The sequence below is a fragment of the Streptomyces sp. CBMA29 genome (assembly GCF_014596445.1).
Lineage (GTDB): Bacteria > Actinomycetota > Actinomycetes > Streptomycetales > Streptomycetaceae > Actinacidiphila.
The window spans coordinates 1-19,546 of the sequence record NZ_MECL01000246.1; the positions used below are offsets into that span (position 1 = coordinate 1).

The 19,546-nt window shown below is 72.4% G+C and carries 19 protein-coding genes and 1 pseudogene; 9 read left to right on the forward strand and 11 right to left on the reverse strand.

All coding sequences use genetic code 11. From position 1 onward, the window contains the following. On the reverse strand, positions 1–662 hold a 662-nt coding region (locus BGM09_RS33475; protein ID WP_188285501.1), incomplete at its 3' end, for an ROK family protein. Between the two features lie 177 nt (positions 663–839). On the opposite strand from BGM09_RS33475, the gene BGM09_RS33480 reads away from it, so the two are divergent. Then, on the forward strand, positions 840–1,829 hold the full coding sequence (locus BGM09_RS33480; protein WP_188285502.1) for a LacI family DNA-binding transcriptional regulator: 990 nt from the start codon (positions 840–842) through the stop codon (positions 1,827–1,829). Positions 1,830–1,917: 88 nt separating this feature from the next. Here BGM09_RS33480 and BGM09_RS33485 read toward each other — a convergent pair whose 3' ends face one another. The 5 genes from BGM09_RS33485 to BGM09_RS33505 all read right to left on the reverse strand — a co-directional run bounded on the left by BGM09_RS33485 (position 1,918) and on the right by BGM09_RS33505 (position 6,640). Next, positions 1,918–3,213 (reverse strand): DUF6986 family protein, encoded by a 1,296-nt coding sequence (locus tag BGM09_RS33485; protein ID WP_188285503.1) that lies wholly within the window; start codon positions 3,211–3,213, stop codon positions 1,918–1,920. A 142-nt stretch (positions 3,214–3,355) separates the two neighbouring features. After that, positions 3,356–4,318, reverse strand: a complete 963-nt coding sequence (locus tag BGM09_RS33490) for an electron transfer flavoprotein subunit alpha/FixB family protein (RefSeq protein ID WP_188285504.1) — start codon at positions 4,316–4,318, stop codon at positions 3,356–3,358. A gap of 99 nt (positions 4,319–4,417) precedes the next feature. Then, a complete protein-coding gene (locus tag BGM09_RS33495; protein ID WP_188285505.1) occupies positions 4,418–5,203 on the reverse strand; it encodes an electron transfer flavoprotein subunit beta/FixA family protein in 786 nt (261 codons plus the stop codon). A gap of 206 nt (positions 5,204–5,409) precedes the next feature. Next, on the reverse strand, positions 5,410–5,880 hold the full coding sequence (locus tag BGM09_RS33500) for a flavin reductase family protein (protein WP_223187966.1): 471 nt from the start codon (positions 5,878–5,880) through the stop codon (positions 5,410–5,412). Positions 5,881–6,226: 346 nt separating this feature from the next. After that, on the reverse strand, positions 6,227–6,640 hold the full coding sequence (locus tag BGM09_RS33505; RefSeq protein WP_188285520.1) for a TlpA family protein disulfide reductase: 414 nt from the start codon (positions 6,638–6,640) through the stop codon (positions 6,227–6,229). Positions 6,641–6,842: 202 nt separating this feature from the next. Here BGM09_RS33505 and BGM09_RS33510 point away from each other — a divergent pair, with 202 nt between their 5' ends. Continuing rightward, positions 6,843–7,250 (forward strand): DUF4395 domain-containing protein, encoded by a 408-nt coding sequence (locus BGM09_RS33510; RefSeq protein WP_188285506.1) that lies wholly within the window; start codon positions 6,843–6,845, stop codon positions 7,248–7,250. Between the two features lie 159 nt (positions 7,251–7,409). Beyond that, positions 7,410–8,156, forward strand: coding sequence for a lysophospholipid acyltransferase family protein (locus BGM09_RS33515; RefSeq protein ID WP_188285507.1), 747 nt, complete (start codon positions 7,410–7,412; stop codon positions 8,154–8,156). Positions 8,157–8,761: 605 nt separating this feature from the next. Here BGM09_RS33515 and BGM09_RS33520 read toward each other — a convergent pair. Genes BGM09_RS33520 through BGM09_RS33530 form a run of 3 tightly spaced genes read right to left on the reverse strand, consistent with a single transcriptional unit; the run spans position 8,762 to position 12,011 of the window. After that, the gene (locus tag BGM09_RS33520; RefSeq protein ID WP_188285508.1) at positions 8,762–9,853 is read right to left on the reverse strand and encodes a threonine aldolase family protein; all 1,092 of its coding nucleotides are present in this window, start codon (positions 9,851–9,853) and stop codon (positions 8,762–8,764) included. After that, positions 9,832–10,590, reverse strand: coding sequence for an SDR family oxidoreductase (locus tag BGM09_RS33525; protein ID WP_188285509.1), 759 nt, complete (start codon positions 10,588–10,590; stop codon positions 9,832–9,834). Before BGM09_RS33525 ends, BGM09_RS33520 begins: the two co-directional genes overlap by 22 nt. 23 nt (positions 10,591–10,613) lie before the next feature. After that, positions 10,614–12,011, reverse strand: a complete 1,398-nt coding sequence (locus tag BGM09_RS33530; protein ID WP_188285510.1) for a DUF6421 family protein — start codon at positions 12,009–12,011, stop codon at positions 10,614–10,616. A gap of 234 nt (positions 12,012–12,245) precedes the next feature. Here BGM09_RS33530 and BGM09_RS33535 point away from each other — a divergent pair, with 234 nt between their 5' ends. The 4 genes from BGM09_RS33535 (at position 12,246) to BGM09_RS33550 (ending at position 15,684) form a co-directional block, all read left to right on the forward strand. Next, complete coding sequence (locus BGM09_RS33535; RefSeq protein WP_188285511.1) at positions 12,246–12,917, forward strand: glycerophosphodiester phosphodiesterase; 672 nt, start codon at positions 12,246–12,248, stop codon at positions 12,915–12,917. A gap of 147 nt (positions 12,918–13,064) precedes the next feature. Beyond that, a complete protein-coding gene (locus tag BGM09_RS33540) occupies positions 13,065–13,985 on the forward strand; it encodes an ABC transporter substrate-binding protein (protein WP_188285512.1) in 921 nt (306 codons plus the stop codon). Beyond that, positions 13,982–14,860 carry an amino acid ABC transporter permease gene (locus tag BGM09_RS33545; RefSeq protein WP_188285513.1) on the forward strand — a complete coding sequence of 293 codons (879 nt, stop codon included), beginning with the start codon at positions 13,982–13,984 and terminating at the stop codon, positions 14,858–14,860. The genes BGM09_RS33540 and BGM09_RS33545 overlap by 4 nt, the downstream gene beginning before the upstream one ends. Beyond that, entirely contained in the window at positions 14,857–15,684 is an 828-nt protein-coding gene (locus tag BGM09_RS33550) for an amino acid ABC transporter ATP-binding protein (RefSeq protein WP_188285514.1), read from the forward strand. The genes BGM09_RS33545 and BGM09_RS33550 overlap by 4 nt, the downstream gene beginning before the upstream one ends. Before the next feature lie 90 nt (positions 15,685–15,774). Here BGM09_RS33550 and BGM09_RS33555 read toward each other — a convergent pair whose 3' ends face one another. Continuing rightward, complete coding sequence (locus BGM09_RS33555; RefSeq protein WP_188285515.1) at positions 15,775–16,308, reverse strand: GNAT family N-acetyltransferase; 534 nt, start codon at positions 16,306–16,308, stop codon at positions 15,775–15,777. Between the two features lie 117 nt (positions 16,309–16,425). Further along, a complete protein-coding gene (locus BGM09_RS33560) occupies positions 16,426–17,853 on the reverse strand; it encodes a PLP-dependent aminotransferase family protein (protein WP_188285516.1) in 1,428 nt (475 codons plus the stop codon). Here BGM09_RS33560 and BGM09_RS33565 point away from each other — a divergent pair. Then, positions 17,852–18,736, forward strand: a pseudogene (locus BGM09_RS33565) (DMT family transporter); the annotation flags it as partial. The gene BGM09_RS33560 and the pseudogene BGM09_RS33565 sit on opposite strands and share 2 nt — an antisense overlap. Positions 18,737–19,058: 322 nt before the next feature. Beyond that, a partial coding sequence (locus BGM09_RS33570) for a DUF5134 domain-containing protein (RefSeq protein ID WP_188285518.1) occupies positions 19,059–19,546 on the forward strand: 488 nt, incomplete at its 3' end.

Genomic DNA, 19,546 nt, shown 5'->3' on the forward strand with positions numbered 1-19,546 from the left:
TCGGCGACGGCCGCCGCCGTGGGCGCGGCGCCGGCGGGCGGCACCCAGCCCCCGTCCAGCGCGCGGCGCGCGATGTTCGGTCCGCTGGCGATCCGCTCGACGCAGCCGCGCGATCCGCACGGGCAGAGATCACCGTCGAGGTCGACGCTGATGTGACCGATGTGACCGGCATTGCCGGTGGGCCCGGGAAGGAGGGCTCCGCCGAGGACCAGACCGCCGCCGACTCCGGTGGAGACGACCATGCACAGCGCGTTGTCGTATCCGCGGGCGGCACCCTGCCAGTGCTCGGCCGCGGTCATGGCGACCCCGTCGCCGGTGAGGACGACGGGCAGGCCGCCGACCGCGTCGGACACCCGCGCGACGAGCGGGAATTCGCGCCAGCCGGGCACGTTGACCGGGCTGACGGTGCCGTGCGCGGCGTCGACGGGACCCGCGCTGCCGATGCCGACGGCGACAACGGAGGGCCACACGGCGGTGGCCCGCAGTTCGGCGATCACGTCGGTGACCGCCCGCACCACCGTCTCGCCGTCCTCCCCCGCGGGTGTCGCCCGCAGCGCCCGCGCCAGCAGTCGCCCCTCCGCGTCGATGAGCGCCCCGGCGATCTTCGTACCGCCGATGTCGATTGCGGCCACGAGTGGACCGGTAGCGCCTTGGGGGTGCATCGCTCGGGGATCTCCTCTTTCCTGACGTTCCTGACGAATATCCTGGCGAACCGCCCGGGGTTCCGCGGAAACGGCACCAGAGATAGTCTCGCCTAACTCTGACAACGTTGTCCAACTCTTCCCGCAGGGAATACTACGATCGTGACCCACAGTTCTGGACGAGTTCCCCGGCCCACCATGAAAGATGTCGCCGCCCGAGCGGGCGTCGGCCTCAAGACGGTGTCGCGGGTGGTGAACGAGGAGCCCGGCGTCACCCCGGACACGGTCGCCCGCGTCCAGGCGGCGATCGACGCGCTCGGCTTCCGGCGCAACGACAGCGCGCGGCTGCTGCGCACCCGCCGCACCGCCAGTGTCGGCCTGGTGCTCGAAGACCTCGCCGACCCGTTCTACGCCCCGCTCAGCAGGGCGGTCGAGGACGTGGCGCGGGCCAACGGCGCGCTGCTGTTCACCGGGTCGAGCGCCGAGGACCCGCGGCGCGAGCAGGAGTTGGTGCTGGCGTTCTGCGCCCGCCGGGTGGACGGGCTGATCGTGGTGCCCGCGGGTGACGACCACCGGTATCTGATCCCGGAGATCGAGGCCGGGGTGGCCACCGTCTTCGTCGACCGTCCCGCGGGCCGGATCGACGCCGACATGGTGCTGACCGACAACGCGGGCGGCACCCGCGACGGTGTCGCGCACCTGATCGCGCACGGACACCGCAGGATCGGCTTCATCGGTGACCAGCCGGGCATTCACACCGCCGCGGAGCGGCTGCGCGGCTACCGCGAGGCGATGGCCGACGCCGGGCTGACGATCAGGCCCGAGTGGTACTCGATGGGCCCGACCAACCCCGAGCGGGTACGCGCCGTCCTGGCGTCCCTGCTGTCCGGTCCCGAACCGGTGACGGCGCTGTTCGCGGGCAACAACCGCGTCACCGTCACGGCGGTGCGCGTGCTGTCCCACCACCCGCGCCCGGTCGCCCTGGTCGGCTTCGACGACTTTGAACTCGCCGATCTGCTCGACCCGGCGATCAGCGTCGTGGCGCAGGACTCGCCGGGGCTCGGGCGCAGCGCGGCGCAGTTGCTCTTCCGCCGCCTGGAGGGCGGCGCGGACGCCGCCCCCGCCCGGCTGGAGCTCCCCGCCCGCCTGATCGCCCGCGGCTCCGGCGAGATCCCCCCGTCCGACTGAGCACCCACCGGACCCGTACGGCATCGGTCCTGACCGGCGGGCGTGCGCGCCAGGCGTGGCGGAACAGGCGCGAATGTGACGACACGCCCTAGCGGCCCGCCAGCGCGTGCAGCTCCGCGCGGCCGAGGCCGGTGCGCTCGGTGACCTCCTCGGCGTCGATGGCGCCGCAGTCGAGGCCGCGCAGCAGGTAGCCGCTGAGGGCGCGGGCGGTGGCGGGCTCGTCCATGACGTCGCCGCCCGCTTTGGCGACGTAGGCGGCGAGGCGCGCGGCGGAGGCGTCCAGGCCCTCGCGGTAGAAGGCGTAGACGGCGGCGTAGCGGGTGGGCAGGTGGGCGGGGTGCATGTCCCAGCCCTGGTAGTACGCGCGGGCCAGCGAGCGGCGGACCAGGCCGTAGTGCAGGCGCCAGGCGTCGTGCACCCGCTCGGCCGGGCCGACGGGGAGCGCGTTGGTGGACCCGTCGGACAGCCGGACGCCGGTGCCCGCCGCGGCGACCTGCATGACCGCCTTGGCGTAGTCGGCGGCCGGGTGGTCCATCGACTGGTGGGCGGCGCTGACCCCGCACGCGGCGCTGTAGTCGAAGGTGCCGTAGTGCAGGCCGGTGGCGCGGCCCCGGGCGGCGTCGATCAGCCGGGGCACGGTCACGGTGCCGTCGGGGCCGAGGATGGCCTGGGTGGTCTCGATCTGGATCTCGAAGCCGATCCGCCCCCGTGGCAGCCCCGCCGCCTTCTCGAACTCCTCGCACAGCCGCGCCATCGCCGCGACCTGCTCGGGGAAGGTCACCTTGGGCAGTGTCAGCAGCAGCCCGTCGGGCAGGCCGCCGCCGTCCAGCAGGGTGGTCAGGAAGAGGTCGAGCGTACGGATGCCCCGGTCGCGGACCGCCGCCTCCATGCACTTCATCCGGATGCCGACGTACGGCGGAGCGCTCCCGTCCGCGACGGCGGCCGTCACGGTGCGGGCGGCGGCCACGGCTGCCGCGTCCTCCTCGGGGTCCGGGCGCGGCCCGTAGCCGTCCTCGAAGTCGATCCGCAGGTCCTCGACGGGCTCGCGCTCCAGCTTGGCCCGCACCCGGTCGTGGACCTCGGCGGCCAAACCGGTGGACCGTCCCACGGGCAGACCGAGTACGGCGGCGAGCGCGGCGGCGTCCGGGGCGTGGGCGTCGAGTGCGGCCAGCGCCTGGTCGCCCCAGTCGCGTACGGTCCGGGCGCCGAAGGCGTCGGCGGGTACGTAGACGGTGTGCACGGGCTGCCGGGTGCCGGGGTCGCCGGGGTAACGGCGGGCCAGTTCGGCGTCGGTGTCGGCCAGCCGGGCGCCGATGTCCGCCCGTACCGCGTCCGCCAGTGTCGTACCGGCCGCCGCCGCCGCGCCCGCTGAGCCCTGCGCCATGTGCCACCCTCCCGAAATTCAACAAATCGTTGAAGTGAAGCTAGCCGAGCCGTAGGCCGAGGTCAACACCCCGCCAAGGGGGTGGCGGACGGACGACGGCCCCCGCACGCGGCTGGCGTGCGGGGGCCGTCGGGAGGGTCGGTCAGCCCTTGCGGGCCTTGACCTCCTCGGTGAGCTGGGGGACGACCTGGAAGAGGTCGCCGACGACGCCGTAGTCGACGAGGTCGAAGATCGGCGCCTCCGCGTCCTTGTTCACCGCGACGATCGTCTTGGACGTCTGCATACCCGCGCGGTGCTGGATCGCACCCGAGATGCCGTTGGCGATGTAGAGCTGCGGCGACACCGACTTGCCGGTCTGGCCGACCTGGTTGGTGTGCGGGTACCAGCCCGCGTCCACCGCCGCGCGCGACGCGCCCACGGCCGCGCCCAGGGAGTCCGCCAGCGCCTCGATGACCGAGAAGTTCTCGGCGCCGTTGACACCGCGACCGCCGGAGACCACGATCGCGGCCTCGGTCAGCTCAGGACGCCCGGTCGATTCCCGCGGGGTCCGCGAGACGACCTTGGTGCCGGTGGCCAGTTCACCGAAGGCCACCTCCAGCGCCTCGACCGTCCCGGCCGCCGAAGCCGCCTCGACCGGCGCGGAGTTCGGCTTCACCGTGATGACGGGGACGCCCGTGCTGACCCGGGAGCGGGTCGTGAAGGCGGCGGCGAACGCCGACTGCGTGGCCACCGGGCCATCGGCGCCGGCCTCCACGTCGATCGCGTCGGTGATCAGGCCCGAGCCCAGGCGCAGTGCGAGTCGCGCGGCGATCTCCTTGCCCTCGGCGGAGGACGGCACCAGGACCGCGACCGGGCTCACCGCCTTGGCGGCGGCCTCCAGCGCGTCGACCTTCGGTACGACGAGGTAGTCGGCGAACTCCGGCGCGTCGGCGGCCAGTACCCGCACGGCGCCGTGCTCGCCCAGCACGGAGGCGGCGGCGTCGGCGCCGGGGCCGAGGTGGACCGCGACCGGCTCACCGATCCGGCGGGCCAGCGTCAGCAGTTCGAGAGTCGGCTTGCGGACGGCACCGTCCACGTGGTCGACATAGACGAGGACTTCACCCATGGAAATGCACTCCTACGAAAAGGTTTGACGGGGCGGATACGGACCGGAACGGCCGGAAGCGGGCCCGGGACAGTGCCCGGAAGGGCGCCCGGCATCCGGTCAGATGAACTTCTGGCTCGCCAGGTACTCCGCGAGCTGCTTGCCGCCCTCGCCCTCGTCCTTCACGATCGTGCCCGCCGTCCGCGCCGGACGCTGCTTGGCGTCCTCGACGGCCGTCCACGAACCGGCCAGACCCACCTCGGCCGCGTCCAGACCCAGATCCGACAGGTCCAGGGCCTCCACCGGCTTCTTCTTCGCCGCCATGATCCCCTTGAACGAGGGGTAACGGGCCTCGCCCGACTGGTCGGTCACCGAGACCAGCGCCGGAAGCGACGCCTCCAGCCGCTCGCTGGCCGCGTCGCCGTCGCGGCGGCCGGTCACCTTGCCGTCCGCCACCGACACCTCGGACAGGAACGTCACCTGCGGCACGCCCAGCCGCTCGGCCAGCAGCGCGGGCACCACGCCCGCGGTGCCGTCGGTGGAGGCCATGCCGGTCACGACGAGGTCGAAGCCCGCGCGCTCGATGGCCTTGGCGAGCACCAGCGACGTGCCGAGGATGTCCGTGCCGTGCAGGCCGTCGTCCTCGACGTGGATCGCCTTGTCCGCGCCCATCGACAGCGCCTTGCGCAACGCGTCCTTCGCGTCCTCGGGGCCCACGGTCAGCACCGTGATCTCCGCGTCGTCCGCCGCGTCGGCGATCTGAAGCGCCTGCTCGACCGCGTACTCGTCCAGCTCGGAGAGCAGGCCGTCCACGGCGTCGCGGTCAGTGGTCAGGTCCTCGGCGAAGTGACGGTCACCCGTGGCATCGGGCACGTACTTCACTGCGACTACGATCCTCAAACTCACGCCAGCTCTCCTACCTACTGCATCGTTGCAACGTCTTCGTCCAACTGCCCCGGAATCCGCCCCGGAATGGCAGCATAGGCGTCCTCGGCGGCGGCTCCCCGCCGGGACGCAGCAACTGCCCCGACAGAAATATTACTCGCCAGTACACAGGGCTCGTTCCCCGTGAGCAAGGACCTTGAACTGTGACGTGGCCGACGCTGCCGCCGTCAGTGGCCGAGTGAGGTGAAGCCGCCCTGGTGGTAGAGGAGCGGGCGGCCGGGGCCCTGGGGGTCACCGGCGACGGCCTGGGCGATGATGATCCGGTGGTCGCCCGCCGGGACCCGCGCCACGACGCGGCACACCAGCCAGGCCGGTACCTCGCCGAGCAGCGGGACGCCGTGCGGGCCGGGCGCCCAGGCCGTGGCGGGGCCGAAGCGGTCGGCGCCGCTGCGGGCGAACGTGCCGGCCAGCACTTCCTGGTGCTCGCCGAGTATGTGTACGCCGACGAATGACGCCTCGGCGACGGTCGGCCAGCTCGACGACCCGAGGCTGATGCCGAAGGAGAGCAGCGGCGGCTCGGCGGACACCGAGGTCAGGGAGGTGGCGGTGAAGCCGACGGGGCCGGGCCCCGCGGCGGTGATCACGGCGACTCCGGCCGCGTGGCGGCGGAAGACCGAACGGAAGACGGCGGGGTCCAGAGCGGGGCCGGGCGCGGGGTCGAAGGCCGAGGAGTCAAAGGCGGCGGGGTGATCGCTGATGGCAGTCACGGTCAGATCCTTCTGAAGCGGTCGAGCGGCGCAGTGCGGGTCGTGGGCGCTCAGCAGCTCGGACAACGCGCGCTGGAGTGCCGACCGAAGTCGACATCGGCGCGCGCGTACAGATACGCGTACAGAAAGCGGTCTTGCGACATAACGTCAGACTGACGATTCAGACGGGGTCACGTCAAGACCCGCCCGGAATATGGAATTTCCGTCACACCGCGCTCCCCCGGAGGCTGTCGGCCCGTCAGACCGGCCCGTCAGACCGGCCTGCCCGCCCGGCTCGTCAGACAGCCGCGCCCAGCGCGGCGATCACGTCCGCCTTGCGCGGCTGACCGGCGGCCCTGCGCACGATCGCGCCGTCCGCGTCGAGGACGAACACGGTCGGGGTCTTGAGGACGCTCAGCCGCCTGACCAGCTCCAGGTGCGCCTCGGCGTCGATCTCGACGTGCCGGACGCCGTCCACCATGCCCGCCACCTCGTCGAGCACGCGCCGGGTGGCCCGGCAGGGCGCGCAGAAAGCGCTGGAGAACTGCACCAGGGTGGCGCGCTCCCCCAGCGGCCCGCCGAGGTCAGCGGCCGTCAGCCGCTCGTCGCCGTCCTTCGTCCGCACCCGGATTCTCCCGTCCCTGCGCCGGTGCACCAGCCCGTAGACGCTCGCGGCCAGGAGTACGGCCAGGCAGACCACCAGTCCCGTCAACGCCGTGCTCCTCGTCCGCTCACACATCTCGTATCTCGTACGTCTCATGCGCCTGGTCATACGTCTGCTCATGCGCCTGGTCATACATACGGTCGTACGTCCGGCGGCTTCCCGCCCGCGTCTTTCCGGTCCGTGCAGCGTTCATGCGAACGCAATGATTCCCTCGGTCGCGTTCCGTCGCTGGTCGGCCATTATTTCAGTCATGGAGATCGACATACGAGGGCCCCGTTTCGGTGCGTCCCTCACCACGGTGGTGCTCGCGGTCGTGCTGATCACCGGCAGCGGCTGGCTGCTGGCCGTTCAGGCCGCGGTCTTCGCGGTGGGAGCGGTGGCCGGAGTGCGGAATTCGCCGTACGGCTGGGTTTTCCGCACCCTGGTGCGGCCCAGGCTGGGGCCGCCGCCCGGTACCGAGGACGCGGCCCCGCCGCGGTTCGCGCAGGCGGTGGGTTTCGGCTTCTCCGTAATCGGTGTCATCGGCTATCTGGTAGGTCCGCAGTGGCTGGGTCTGGCGGCCACCGCGTGCGCGCTGGCCGCCGCCTTCCTCAACGCCGCTTTCGCCTACTGCTTGGGGTGCGAGGTGTATCTGCTGCTGAAACGGGCAGCAGCCTGATGGGTTCCGCCGCAGGTCGTGAGAAGAATCTCGCCTTGGCACCGGTCCCCGGGATGACAGGGGACCCGCTGGCGGGGCACCATCGCTCAGCGGCCGAACAACTTACGGGCGCGTAACTTCCGCCGGGAGCGCCGCCCCGGAGAGAGCAGGTGCCCCGACATGGCCGAACTCGTCTACCCACCGGTGATCGCTTGTGCCCGCACCATGTTCAAGGTGCAGGGGCTCAAATTCGACATCCGGGGCACCGAGAACGTCCCCCGCCAAGGCGGCGCCCTGCTCGTCAGCAACCACATCGGCTATCTGGACTTCGTCTTCTGCGGTCTGACGACGCTGCCCGCCAAGCGCCTGGTGCGCTTCATGGCCAAGGAATCGGTTTTCCGGCACAAGGTGTCGGGTCCGCTGATGCGCGCCATGAAGCACATTCCGGTGGACCGCTCCGAGGGCATGCACGCGTACGCGCACGCCCTGGACGCCCTGCGCGGCGGCGAGATCATCGGGGTGTTCCCCGAGGCGACCATCTCGCAGTCGTTCACGTTGAAGTCGTTCAAATCGGGTGCGGCCCGGCTAGCGATGGAGGCCGGTGTGCCGCTGCTGCCGATGGCGCTGTGGGGCACTCAGCGGCTGTGGACGAAGGGGCACCCGCGCAATCTGGGCCGCAGCAAGTTCCCGATCACGCTGCGGATCGGCGAGCAGATGCGCCCGCAGGAGAACGAGAAGGCGGGCGCGCTCACCCGGCGGCTGCGGCTGCGGGTGCAGGAGCTGCTGGACGACGCGCAGCGTACGTATCCGGGCAAGCCCTCGGGCCCCGCAGACCGCTGGTGGCTGCCCGCGCATCTGGGCGGCACGGCCCCGACCCCCGAGGAAGCGGCGGCCAGGGACCGCGAGCAGCAGCCCCAGCCGAGCTGAGGCGGCGCCCACCGCACGCGGGACCCGACGGCATCCTCACGGCAGCTCGGTAGGCAGCGTCCTGGCCAGTTGCGACCGGTAGCGCGCGCCGCGCAGGGCCTCCCGTACGACCGTGGGCGGCGCCGTGTGCACTAGCGGACAGTCGGCCTCGCCGATCTCCGGGCGCGCCGCCCACGCGAGCCGTTCCTCGTCCAGCGAGAAGCGCGCGTCGACGCCGGGCTCGTTGCCCCGCGCGTCCAGCCGTGACCAGTGGGAGACGCGGCGTCGCAGATGCCGGTGCGCTGCTCCAGCACCTCATCCCTCATGGCGGAAGCCGACGCGTTCCAGGGGCGCGGGGAACCTCGCCTCAGCCCACCCACCGACCGACCGACCGACCGACCGACCGACCGACCGACAACGGTCAGAGACCGACAGCCTCCGCCCCACCGGGTCCGGTAGCCACCTGCGGGCGCGTCGTGGCCGGTCGCGCGGTTCCCCGCGCCCCTGAAGAGCCCTGCTTCGCGTCAGCGCACCGCGGATGCCGGCGCCCCGGCAGGTCAGGTGGTCGGGGCGACGCGCAACCGTGCCGGGTGTCGGGCAGCCTCCCGTGATCCGCCGGAAGGGCGCTAGGCCCGCATCTCCTCCTCGAGCGCGGCGGCGAAGCCGTCCACGTCCGACTCGGTCGTGTCGAAGGAGCACATCCAGCGGACCTCGCCCGTCGACTCGTCCCAGAAGTAGAAGCGGTAGCGCTTCTGGAGGCGTTCACTGACCTCACGCGGCAGCAGCGCGAAGACGGCGTTGGACTGGACGGGCCGCAGCACGGTGACCCCGTCCACGCCCTGTACGGCCTGCTCCAGGCGGCGGGCCATCGCGTTGGCGTGGGCGGCGCTGCGCAGCCACAGGTCGCCCGAGAGCAGCGCCTCGAACTGCACGGAGACGAACCGCATCTTGGAGGCGAGCTGCATCGACAGCTTGCGCAGGTAGTCGATGGCACGCACCCGCTCGGGGCTGAGGACGACCACGCACTCGCCGAGCAGCAGGCCGTTCTTGGTGCCGCCGAAGGAGAGGATGTCCACGCCCGCCTCGGTGGTGAAGCGGGCCAGCGGCACGTCGAGACCGGCCGCCGCGTTGGCGATCCGCGCGCCGTCCAGGTGCACGGCCATGCCGAGCTGGTGCGCGTGGTCGCAGACCGCCTTGATCTCCTCGGGCGTGTAGCAGGTGCCCAGTTCGGTGGTCTGGGTGATCGAGACGACCTGCGGTTGGGCCCGGTGCTCGTCGGAGAAGCCGTACGCCTGCCGGTCGATCAGCTCGGGGGTGAGCTTGCCGTCCGGGGTGGGGACGGTGAGCAGCTTCAGGCCGCCGACCCGCTCGGGGGCGCCGCACTCGTCCACGTGGATGTGCGCGGACTCCGCGCAGATCACCGCGCCCCAGCGCTCGGTGACGGCCTGGAGGGCCGTCACGTTGGCGCCGGTGCCGTTGAAGACCGGGAAGACCTCCGCGCGCGGGCCGAAGTGGCCGCGGAAGACCTCCTGGAGGTGACCGGTGTACTCGTCCCCGCCGTAGGCGGGCTGATGGCCGCCGTTGGCGAGGGCGAGCGCGGTGAGGATCTCCGGGTGCACCCCGGCGTAGTTGTCACTGGCGAAGCCGCGCACCTGAGGGTCGTGGCGGCGCACGGCGTCGCTGGCGAGCTGTTCTGTCACGGTCGGGGCGTCAGCCACTGTCGGGTCCCGTTCACTTCCGTAGGGCTCTGGTCCCAGACGTCCGCGATGGCCTCGGCGAGGTCGCGTACGTCGGTGAAGCCGGCGAATTTGGCGTTCGGGCGCGTGGCCCGCATCTCATCGTGCACCAACGCCTTGATCACCAGCACAGTGGCCGCCGCCGTGGGTCCGTCGGCGCCGCTGAGCTTGCGGAAGGAGTCGCCCAGCGCGAGTGTCCACGCCTCGGCCGCGGCCTTGGCCGCGGAGTAGGCGGCGTTGCCCGCGGTCGGCGTGGTGGCGCCGGACGCGCTGATCAGCACATACCGGCCGCCGTGGCTGCGCATGAGGCCGTCGTGGAAGGCGAGCGAGGTGTTCTGCACGGTACGGATCAGCAGCTTGTGCAGCACGTCCCAGTCGCCGAGGTCGGTCTCGGGGAAGGACGCGGAGCCGCGCCAGCCGCCCACGAGGTGGACCAGGCCGTCGACCCTGCCGTGGTCCTTCTCGATCCGGCCGGCCCAGTCCTGGCTCGCTTCCAGGTCGAGCAGGTCGACGATCTCGCCGGTGATGTCCGCGCCGCCCGCGTCGTACCGCGCCGCGTCGACGGCCTCGGCCAGTCGCTCGGGGTCGGCGTCGGCGGCGATCACATGGCCGCCCTCGCGCGCGAGCCGTTGCAGGACCGCCCGCCCCGCGGGGCCGCCCGCGCCCGCCACGGCGATCACCGCTCCGTCGAGACCACCCGTGTACGTGTCGGTCGTCATGTCCGCCTCCTCGGCCGCACCGGTCACGCGGCGCCCCGAAGTGAGCTCTCGCCGGTGATTCCCTTGGTCGAGGTGATCACCGTACGCAGCTTCTTCGCAAGGGCCTCGTAGAACATGCTGAGCGGAAACTCGTCCGCCAGCACGTCGTCCACGAGTTTGCGCGGGGGCTGGGACAGGTCGAGGGCGTCGGGGCCCTTCGCCCAGACCGAGCCGGGATGCGGGGAGAGGTAGCTTGCGACCAGGTCGTAGGCGGCGAACCAGTGCACGAGCTTGGGGCGGTCGATGCCGTCCCGGTAGAGCGTCTCGATCTCGGCGCAGAGCTGGTTGGTGACCTGCGGTGCGCGCTCCCAGTCGATGTGCAGGGTGTTGTCTGTCCAGCGTACGGCGTCGTGCTTGTGCAGGTACGCGAAGAGGAGCTGTCCGCCGAGTCCGTCGTAGTTGCGGACGCGCTCACCGGTGACCGGGAAGCGGAAGAGCCGGTCGAAGAGGATCGCGTACTGCACGCCCAGGCCCATCGGGTGGCCCTCGGCCTGGAGCTGCACGGCCTCCCTGAAGCTGGTCAGGTCGCAGCGCAGCTCCTCCAGGCCGTACATCCAGAACGGCGCGCGCTGCTTGATCATGAACGGGTCGAACGGCAGGTCGCCGTGGCTGTGCGTGCGGTCGTGGATCATGTCCCACAGGACGTACGTCTGCTGCGCCAGGTCCTGGTCGGCGATCAGCCGGGCCGCCGCCTCGGGCAGCTCCAGGCCGAGGGTGTCGACGGCGGCGGCGGTCACCGCGCGAAAGCGGGCGGCCTCGCGGTCGCAGAAGATCGCGCCCCAGGTCCAGCGCTCGGGGGCCTCGCGGACGGCGACGGTCTCCGGGAAGAGCACCGCGGAGTTGGTGTCGTAGCCGGGGGTGAAGTCCTCGAAGGTGATCGGTACGAACAGCGGGTTGTCGTACCGAGTGCGCTCCAGTTCGGCCAGCCAGTCGGGCCAGACCACGCGCAGGGCGACGGCCTCCAGATTGCGGTCCGGGTTGCCGTTCTGCGTGTACATCGGGAAGACGACCAGGTGCGGGAGGCCGTCGCGGCGGTCGGCCGCGGGCTGGAAGGCGAGCAGCGAGTCGAGGAAGTCCGGGACGCCGAAGCCGTCGTCGGACCAGCGGCGCAGATCGGCGACCAGCGCGCGGTGGTACTCGGCGTCGTGCGGGAGGAGCGGGGAGAGCTGTTCGACCGACTCGGTCACCCGGCGCACGGTCCGTTCGGCGTCGTCCCCGCTGGGCGCGCCCTCGGCCTCGAAGTCGATGGAGCCGTCCTTGCGCTGCCAGGGCCTGATGGCTTCGACGGCCTGCTTCAGCACCGCCCACGCCGGGTGGCCGACGATGCCCACGCCGGACGTACCGCCGCCGTCCGCCACTTTCGCCGAAAGAACTTCGCCCATGACCCCTCCTCTACAAAAGAACCTGTCGTCCAGACACCGTATCCGTGACCTTGTTGATCCATCAAGGGGAGCCAGTGGAGATTGTCCTGCGTGAGGGTCGACAGGCCGCTGTTTTTCCTGTCGCTAGCCGGGATGGGTCACTAAAACTTGCGCATTGAGGCCAGTTGAGCAGTCGGCCCCAAGTCGTCACGGCGTGTTCGGTCCGCCGTCGCCCGGTCTCGCTAGGGTGCCGGTATGAGCTTCCTCACCGTCGGTCACCGCGGGGTCATGGGCGTCGAGCCGGAGAACACCCTGCGCTCCTTCCGCCGCGCTGAAAAGGCGGGCCTGGACCAGATCGAGCTGGATCTGCACCTCAGCAAGGACGGCGCGCTGATCGTCATGCACGACGCCGACGTCGACCGCACCACCGACGGCGCCGGGCTGGTCCGCGACCTCACGCTGGACGAGATCCGCGGCCTGGACGCCGGGCTCGGCGAGCGCGTACCGGTCTTCGAGGAGGTCCTCGAAGCGGTCGGCCGACCGATCCAGGCCGAGATCAAGGATGTGGCGGCGGCCCGTGCGCTGGCCGACGCCCTGAGCGCGCACGGCGCGACCGACCGGGTCAGCGTGCTGTCCTTCCACGACGAGGCGCTGGCCGAGATCCGTACGCTGCTGCCCGACGTGCGCACGGTGCTGGTCGCCGGCGACCTCGGCCCGGAGATCGTCACCCGCGCCCAGGCGGTGGGCGCCCGCCTGGTCAGCCTGGAACTGCGGCAGTTGAACCTGGACGTCGTCGAGCGCTGCCAGGCCGCGGGCATCGCCGTCATGGCCTGGACCGTCAACACCGCGCAGGAGTGGGCTCTGGCCCGCGCCCTGCGGCTGGACGGCGCCGCCACCGACCTGCCGGAGGAACCGGCCGCCGCGTAACACCGCGGTCCCGCGGCGCCGTCATCCCGCAGCGCCGTCGCCGTCATCCCGCGGCTCCGCGCAATGTGCCGGACACAATGGTCCGGCATCCGGACAACCGGCCGAATCGCGTGGACAGACGCGCCCGCGCGGTGCCAAGGTCCCGCCATGCGTCCCGCGATCTCGCTGTCCCCGCGCCGTGCCGCGCTCGCCGCGGCTGCCCTGCTCACCCTCGCACTGGCCGGCTGCTCGCCCCAGGACGACACGACCGACGCCGGTCCCTCGTCCTCCGCGCCGTCGCCCGGTGCGACCGGCACCGCCACCGCCACCGCGGCGTCGTGCGCACCCGGCACGCTCGCCACCCGTACCCCCGGCAAGCTCACCGTCGGCACCGACAATCCGGCGTACGACCCCTGGTTCTCGGACAACAAGCCGTCCAACGGCAAGGGTTACGAGTCGGCGGTCGCGTACGCGGTGGCGAAGCAGCTCGGTTACGGGCCGGACCAGGTCGTCTGGCAGACCGTCGCCTTCAACAAGGCGTTCGCGCCCGGTGCCAAGAATTTCGATCTCGACATCAACCAGGTTTCGATCAACGACGAGCGCAAAAAGGCCGTCGACTTCTCGCCCGGCTACTACGACGTACGGCAGACCGTCGTCGCCCTGAAGACCTCGAAGATCGCGAACGCGCACAGCGTCGCGGACCTGAAGAACGCCAAGCTCGGCGCCCAGGTGGGCACCACCAGCCTGGACGTCATCGACAACCTGGTGAAGCCGACCAGGCAGCCCGCCGTCTACCAGCGCAACGACCTCGCCGTGGCAGCGCTGAAGAACGGCCAGGTCGACGGGATCGTGGTCGACCTGCCGACCGCCTTCTACATCACCGGGGCCGAGGTCACCGACGCCAAGGTGGTCGGGCAGTTCGCGGCGGCGGGCTCCTCACCCGAGCGGTTCGGGCTGGTCCTCGACAAGGGCAGCAAGCTGACCGCGTGCGTCTCACAGGCCGTCACCGCGCTGCACGACGACGGGACGCTCGCCGCCCTGGAGAAGCGGTGGCTGTCGGACGCCGTCGGCGCCCCGGTGCTCGGATGACCGTGCGGGACGACGCCGCGCAGGTCGACACGTACCAGCCGTCGGCGCGGCGGATCGAGCGCGAGCTGTACCGACGCGCCCGCAGCCGCCGCGCCCTGGTCGTGGGAAGCGTCAGCACCCTGGCGACCGCGGGAGTGCTGATCGGGCTGATCGTCAGCTCGCCCGGCTGGCAGCGCACCCGTGAGACGTTCCTCAACGGGCACTACGCAAGGCTCGCGCTGCCCGACGTGCTCCAGGGGCTCTGGCTCAATCTGCGGCTGATGGTGGTGTGCGGCGCCGTCGTACTGGTCGCGGGACTGCTGCTGGCGGTCGCGCGCACCCTACGCGGCCCGGTGTTCTTCCCGCTGCGCGCCCTGGCGACGGCGTATGTGGACTTCTTCCGCGGACTGCCGCTGATCATCTGCCTGCTCGCGGTGGTCTTCGGCGTGCCCGCGCTGCGGCTGAGCGGCGTCACCAACGACCCTGTGCTCCTCGGCGGCCTGGCGCTCTGCCTGACGTACACCGCCTATGTCGCCGAGGTGTTCAGGGCCGGGATCGAGACCGTCCACCCCAGCCAGCGCGCCGCGGCCCGCTCGCTCGGCCTCAGCAGCGCCCAGACCATGCGGTACGTGGTGCTGCCGCAGGCCGTGCGCCGCGTGGTGCCGCCGCTGCTCAACGACCTGGTGTCGCTCCAGAAGGACACCGGCCTGGTGTCGATCGCGGGCGCCGTGGACGCCGTCTACGCGGCGCAGATCATCGCCAGCCGCGACTTCAACTACACGCCGTACGTGGTCGCGGGGCTGATCTTCGTCGCGCTGACCATCCCGATGACGCGGTTCACCGACTGGGTGACGGCCAGGATGAACCGGCGGCAGTCGCAGGGAGGCGTCGTATGAGCGGCACGGGCGGGGACCGGCTCGCCAAGGACGTACCGCCCCAGGCGCAGGACCGGGCCGGCCAGGACCAGAGCCGGAACACGCCCGTGCTGCGGCTGGAGTCGGTCCGCAAGACGTACGGGTCCTCCGTCGTCCTGCGGGACATCGCGCTCGACGTGCCCGCGCACACGGTCACGGCGCTGATCGGCGCGTCCGGCTCCGGGAAGTCCACGCTGCTGCGCTGCGCGAATCTGCTGGAGGAGATCGACGACGGCGCGATCTTCCTGGACGGCGAGGACATCACCGACCCGCGGGCCGACCAGGACGCGGTACGGCGCAGGATCGGCGTCGTCTTCCAGGCGTACAACCTGTTCCCGCACATGACGGTGCTGGACAACATCACGCTGGCGCCGCGCCGGGTGCACGGGGTGCCGCGGGGCGAGGCGGAGGAGCGGGCGCGGGAGCTGCTGGCCCGGCTGGGGCTCGCCGACCGGGCGGCGGAGTACCCGGACCGGCTCAGCGGCGGCCAGCAGCAGCGGGTGGCGATCCTGCGGGCGGTCGCGACCAGGCCGCGGTTGCTGCTTCTCGACGAGGTGACCGCCGCGCTCGACCCGGAGCTCGTCGGCGAGGTGCTGTCGGTGGTCCGCGACCTCAAGGAGCAGGGCATGACGATGGTGATCGCCACCCATGAGATGGCGTTCGCCCGCGATGTCGCCGATCAGGTCTGCTTCCTGGACGCGGGCGTGATCCTGGAGCGCGGCGCTCCCTCCGAGGTGTTCGGCGCTCCGGCCGAGCAGCGCACGCGGGACTTCCTGCGCCGGATCACGGAGGCGGGACGGCTGTGACGGCCGGCGCCGGGCCGCCGGTCTCGGATGGTCAGGGGCCGAGTGATCAGGTGCCGGGCGGTCGCGTGCCGGGCGGCGGGCGTTCGGATCTCAGACCAGCTTCTTCGTGAGCAGCTCGAACTCCAGGTCGTCCCTGGTCGGCAGCCCGAAGCGCTCCTCGCCGTACGGGAAGGGGCTGGTCTGCCCGGTGCGCTGGTAGCCGCGGCGGACGTACCAGGCGATCAGGTCCTCGCGGACCGAGATCACCGTCATGCGCAGCTCGGCGACGTCCCACTCCTCGCGGGCGAACCGTTCGGCCTCGGCGAGGATCACCTTGCCGAGCCCGGCGCCCTGGAGCGCGGGCCGTACGGCGAACATCCCGAAGTACGCGTGGTCGCCGCGGTGTTCGAGCTGGCAGCAGGCCACCACCTCGTCGCCGGACTCCACCACCGTCAGCCTGCTGTCCGCGCCGTCGATGACGGCCAGCACGCCCTCGGGGTCGGTCCGCTGCCCCTGAAGGATGTCCGCCTCCGTCGTCCACCCCGCGCGGCTCGCGTCGCCGCGGTAGGCGGACTCGATCAGCCCGACCAGGACGGGGACGTCGTCGGGGGCGGCGGCGCGGAAGCGGGGAGCGGCGATATCCATGCGGGCAAGGCTATCCCCAGGTCCGGGCCGCGCTCACGGGTCCTGCCGAGGTCGTTGCGGACGGGCCCGCGTCGGCGCGCGACAAGGCGGGTGCTCGGCGCGCGACAGGGCTGGTGTTCACAGCGCGGGGGCGGTCTCGCGCAGCGCCAGCTCGAAGCGCCGGACGCCTTCGGTGATCTCGGCGGCGCCCGTGGTGTAGGCGAAGGTGATCCGTATGTACGGGGCGGGCGACTCGGCGGGGAAATAGGGGCGGCCGGGGGCGACGGCCACGCCCGCGCGGAGCGCGGCGCCGGTCAGCGCGGTCTCGTCGGTGCCGTCGGGCAGCCGCAGCCACAGGTGGTAGCCGCCGGTGGGCACCGGGTCGGGGACCAGGTCCGGCAGGCGGTGCCGGAGCGCGGCGAGCATGGCGTCGCGCCGCTCGCGCAGTGCGGCGGTGACGGCCCGCAGGTGGCGCGGCCAGGAGGGCGCGCCGACGAGTTCCAGGGTGGCCTCCTGGAGTGGCCTGGGCACGAAGAAGCTGTCGACCACCTGGATGGCGCGCAGCCGTTCCATCACCGGGCCGCGGGCGATCAGCGCGCCGACGCGCAGATTGGGCGAGGTCGGCTTGGTGAGCGACGCGACGTGGACGACGGTGCCGTACGGGTCCTCCGCGACCAGAGGTGGCGGCAGCGGGTCGCCGTGGCCGAGCCGCCGGGCGAAGTCGTCCTCGACCACGAAGGCGCCCGCCGCGCGCGCGATGTCGAGCACCTGGCGGCGGCGCCCGGCGGCGAGCACCGCGCCGGTCGGATTCTGGAAGAGCGGCTGGCAGAAGAAGACCCGCGCGCCGCTGGCCGCGAAGGCGTCGGCGAGCAGATCGGGCCGGACACCGTCCGCGTCGACCGGGACCGGCACCGGCCGCAGCCCCGCGGCGCGGGCGACGGAGAGCGCGCCGGGGTAGGTGGGCGATTCGACGAGTACGGCGGAGCCCGGCGCGGCCAGCGCGCGCAGCGCTGTGGTGAGGGCGGCCTGCCCGCCGGAGGTGATCAGCACCTGGGCGGGCGGGACTCCCGCCTCGCGCCCGAACCAGTTGCGCAGCGCGGTGAGCCCTTCCAGCGGCGGCCGTTCCCAGGCGCCGGGCCTGCGGGCGGCGCGGGCCAGCGCGGCGCCGAGCGCCTGCTCGGGTTGGAGGCCGGGGTGCAGATAGCCGCCGTTGAGGGGGATGACGCCCTGCGGCGGGCCGACCAGACAGCCCAGCACCCCCGAGGCGTCGACCACGCGCGGTGCCACGTCCGGGTCCTCCGCGGTCAGCGCGACCTGCTGCCAGGAGGTGTCGACGGCGGTGGCGGTCGCCGGGCCCTCGGCGGCCCGGTAGGTGCCCGCGCCGGGCCGGGTGAGGACCAGCCCCTGCGCGGCGAGCGTCGCCAGCGCCCGCGAGACCGTCACCGGGCTGACCCCGAACCGCTCGACCAGGGCCCGGCTCGACGGCAGTTTCGCTCCCGGTGAGAAGCGGTTCAGCTCTCCTCGGAGGGATTCTGCCAGCGCACTGGCACTGCTATCGTCATTCATGAAGGATAAGAATAGCGCTACTCCCCGCACTTCAGTAGCGGTAGGGGGCACCGCGCTCGCCTGTCTCGGTGTGGCCGCCTTTTCGCTCACCTTCCCTTCCACCCACTGGGCGCTGAGCGGATTCGGCGCCTGGTCTGCGGTGACGGTCCGGGCGGTGCTGGCCACCGCGGTCGCCGGGGCCTTCCTCGCGGCGGGCCGGGCGAAGGTGCCGGACCGGGAGCACTGGGCGGGCCTGGCCGTCGTCGCCTGCGGAGTCGTCATCGGCTTCCCGCTGCTGACCACGCTCGCGCTGCGCACCACCGACACCTCGCACGCCGCCGTCGTGGTCGGCGCGCTCCCGCTGTGCACCGCGGTGCTCGCGACCGTACGCACCGGCGCGCGGCCGTCCCGTACGTTCTGGATCGCGGCCGTCGCGGGCGCGGCGGTGGTCACCGCCTTCTCGCTCGGCGAGAGCGGCGGCGCGCCGACCGCCGGGGACGGCTTCCTCTTCGCCTCGCTGCTGGTCTGCGCCGCCGGTTACGTGGAGGGCGGTCGGCTGGCGTCGGTGCTGCCGGGCTGGCAGGTGGTCGGCTGGGCGCTGGTCGGCACGCTGCCGCTCACCCTGCCCGCCGCGGTCGTGTCGCTGTCGCTGGAGCCGGTACGGCTGACCGGCGAGTCGATCGGCGGGCTGGTGTGGGTCTCGGTGGTGTCGCAGTTCCTCGGCCTGATGGTCTGGTACCGCGGCATGGCCGCGATCGGGGTGACCAGGGCCAGCCAGCTCCAACTCGCCCAGCCCGTGCTGACGTTGGTGTGGTCCGCCGCGCTGCTCGGTGAGCACCTGGGCCGCGCCACGCTGCCCGCGGCGCTCGCCGTACTGGTCTGTGTGGCCGTCACCCAGCGCTCCGGTGCCCGGAAGGCGCGGGAGGTCCGCAGGTCGCGGGCCGCGGCGCAGGCGCGGGGAGCCGAGCCGCCGGCCTCCGGCCCGGGGGCATTGCGGTCAGGCGACGCGCACGAGATCGTGGCACACGGCGATCCGCGACGGCGCGCGCCGCGGTGACACGCTCCCCCGACTACCCCGATGCGCTCGGGTGTGCGCCCTCGGACCTGGGCAGTTCTCCTGGGACCGCCGAACATCCGTCCGGCGGGCCGGTCGTCACGGACCAGCCCAGGGTCACCGCACGGACCGGGGCGCGCCGAAGAGGCGTGGGGACGAGGGGGAGGACGGCATGCACGGACCACCGCTGGTGGCCTGGCTGCTCGTGGCGCTCAGCACCGTCGCCGCGGTGACGTGCCTGCTGCGGCGCGAAGCGCGCGACGAGGCGCTGATGGCGGCGGGAATGGCGGTGATGGCCGTCCCGATGTCCGTCCTCGACCCGCGGCCGTGGGGGACGCCGCTGTTCGCCGTCGTCCTCGGCGTGGTCTTCGCCCTGGCCGGGGTACGGGCGCTGCTCCTGATCCGGCGGCCCGGCCACCATCTGCACCACTCCGTGTGCTCGGCCGCGATGGTCTACATGGCCGTGGCGATGGGCGGGGCGGCCTCGGCGCACGGCGGCCACGCCGAGCACATGGCGGCCACCGGCGCGGGCACCCCGCTGCTCACCGGCCTGCTGCTGCTCTACTTCGCGGGCTACGTCCTGCGCACCGGCACCACCCTGGTCGCGCTCCCGGCGCAGGCGCACGGCGCGCTGGGCGGCGGCCCGCTGATATCCGCCGG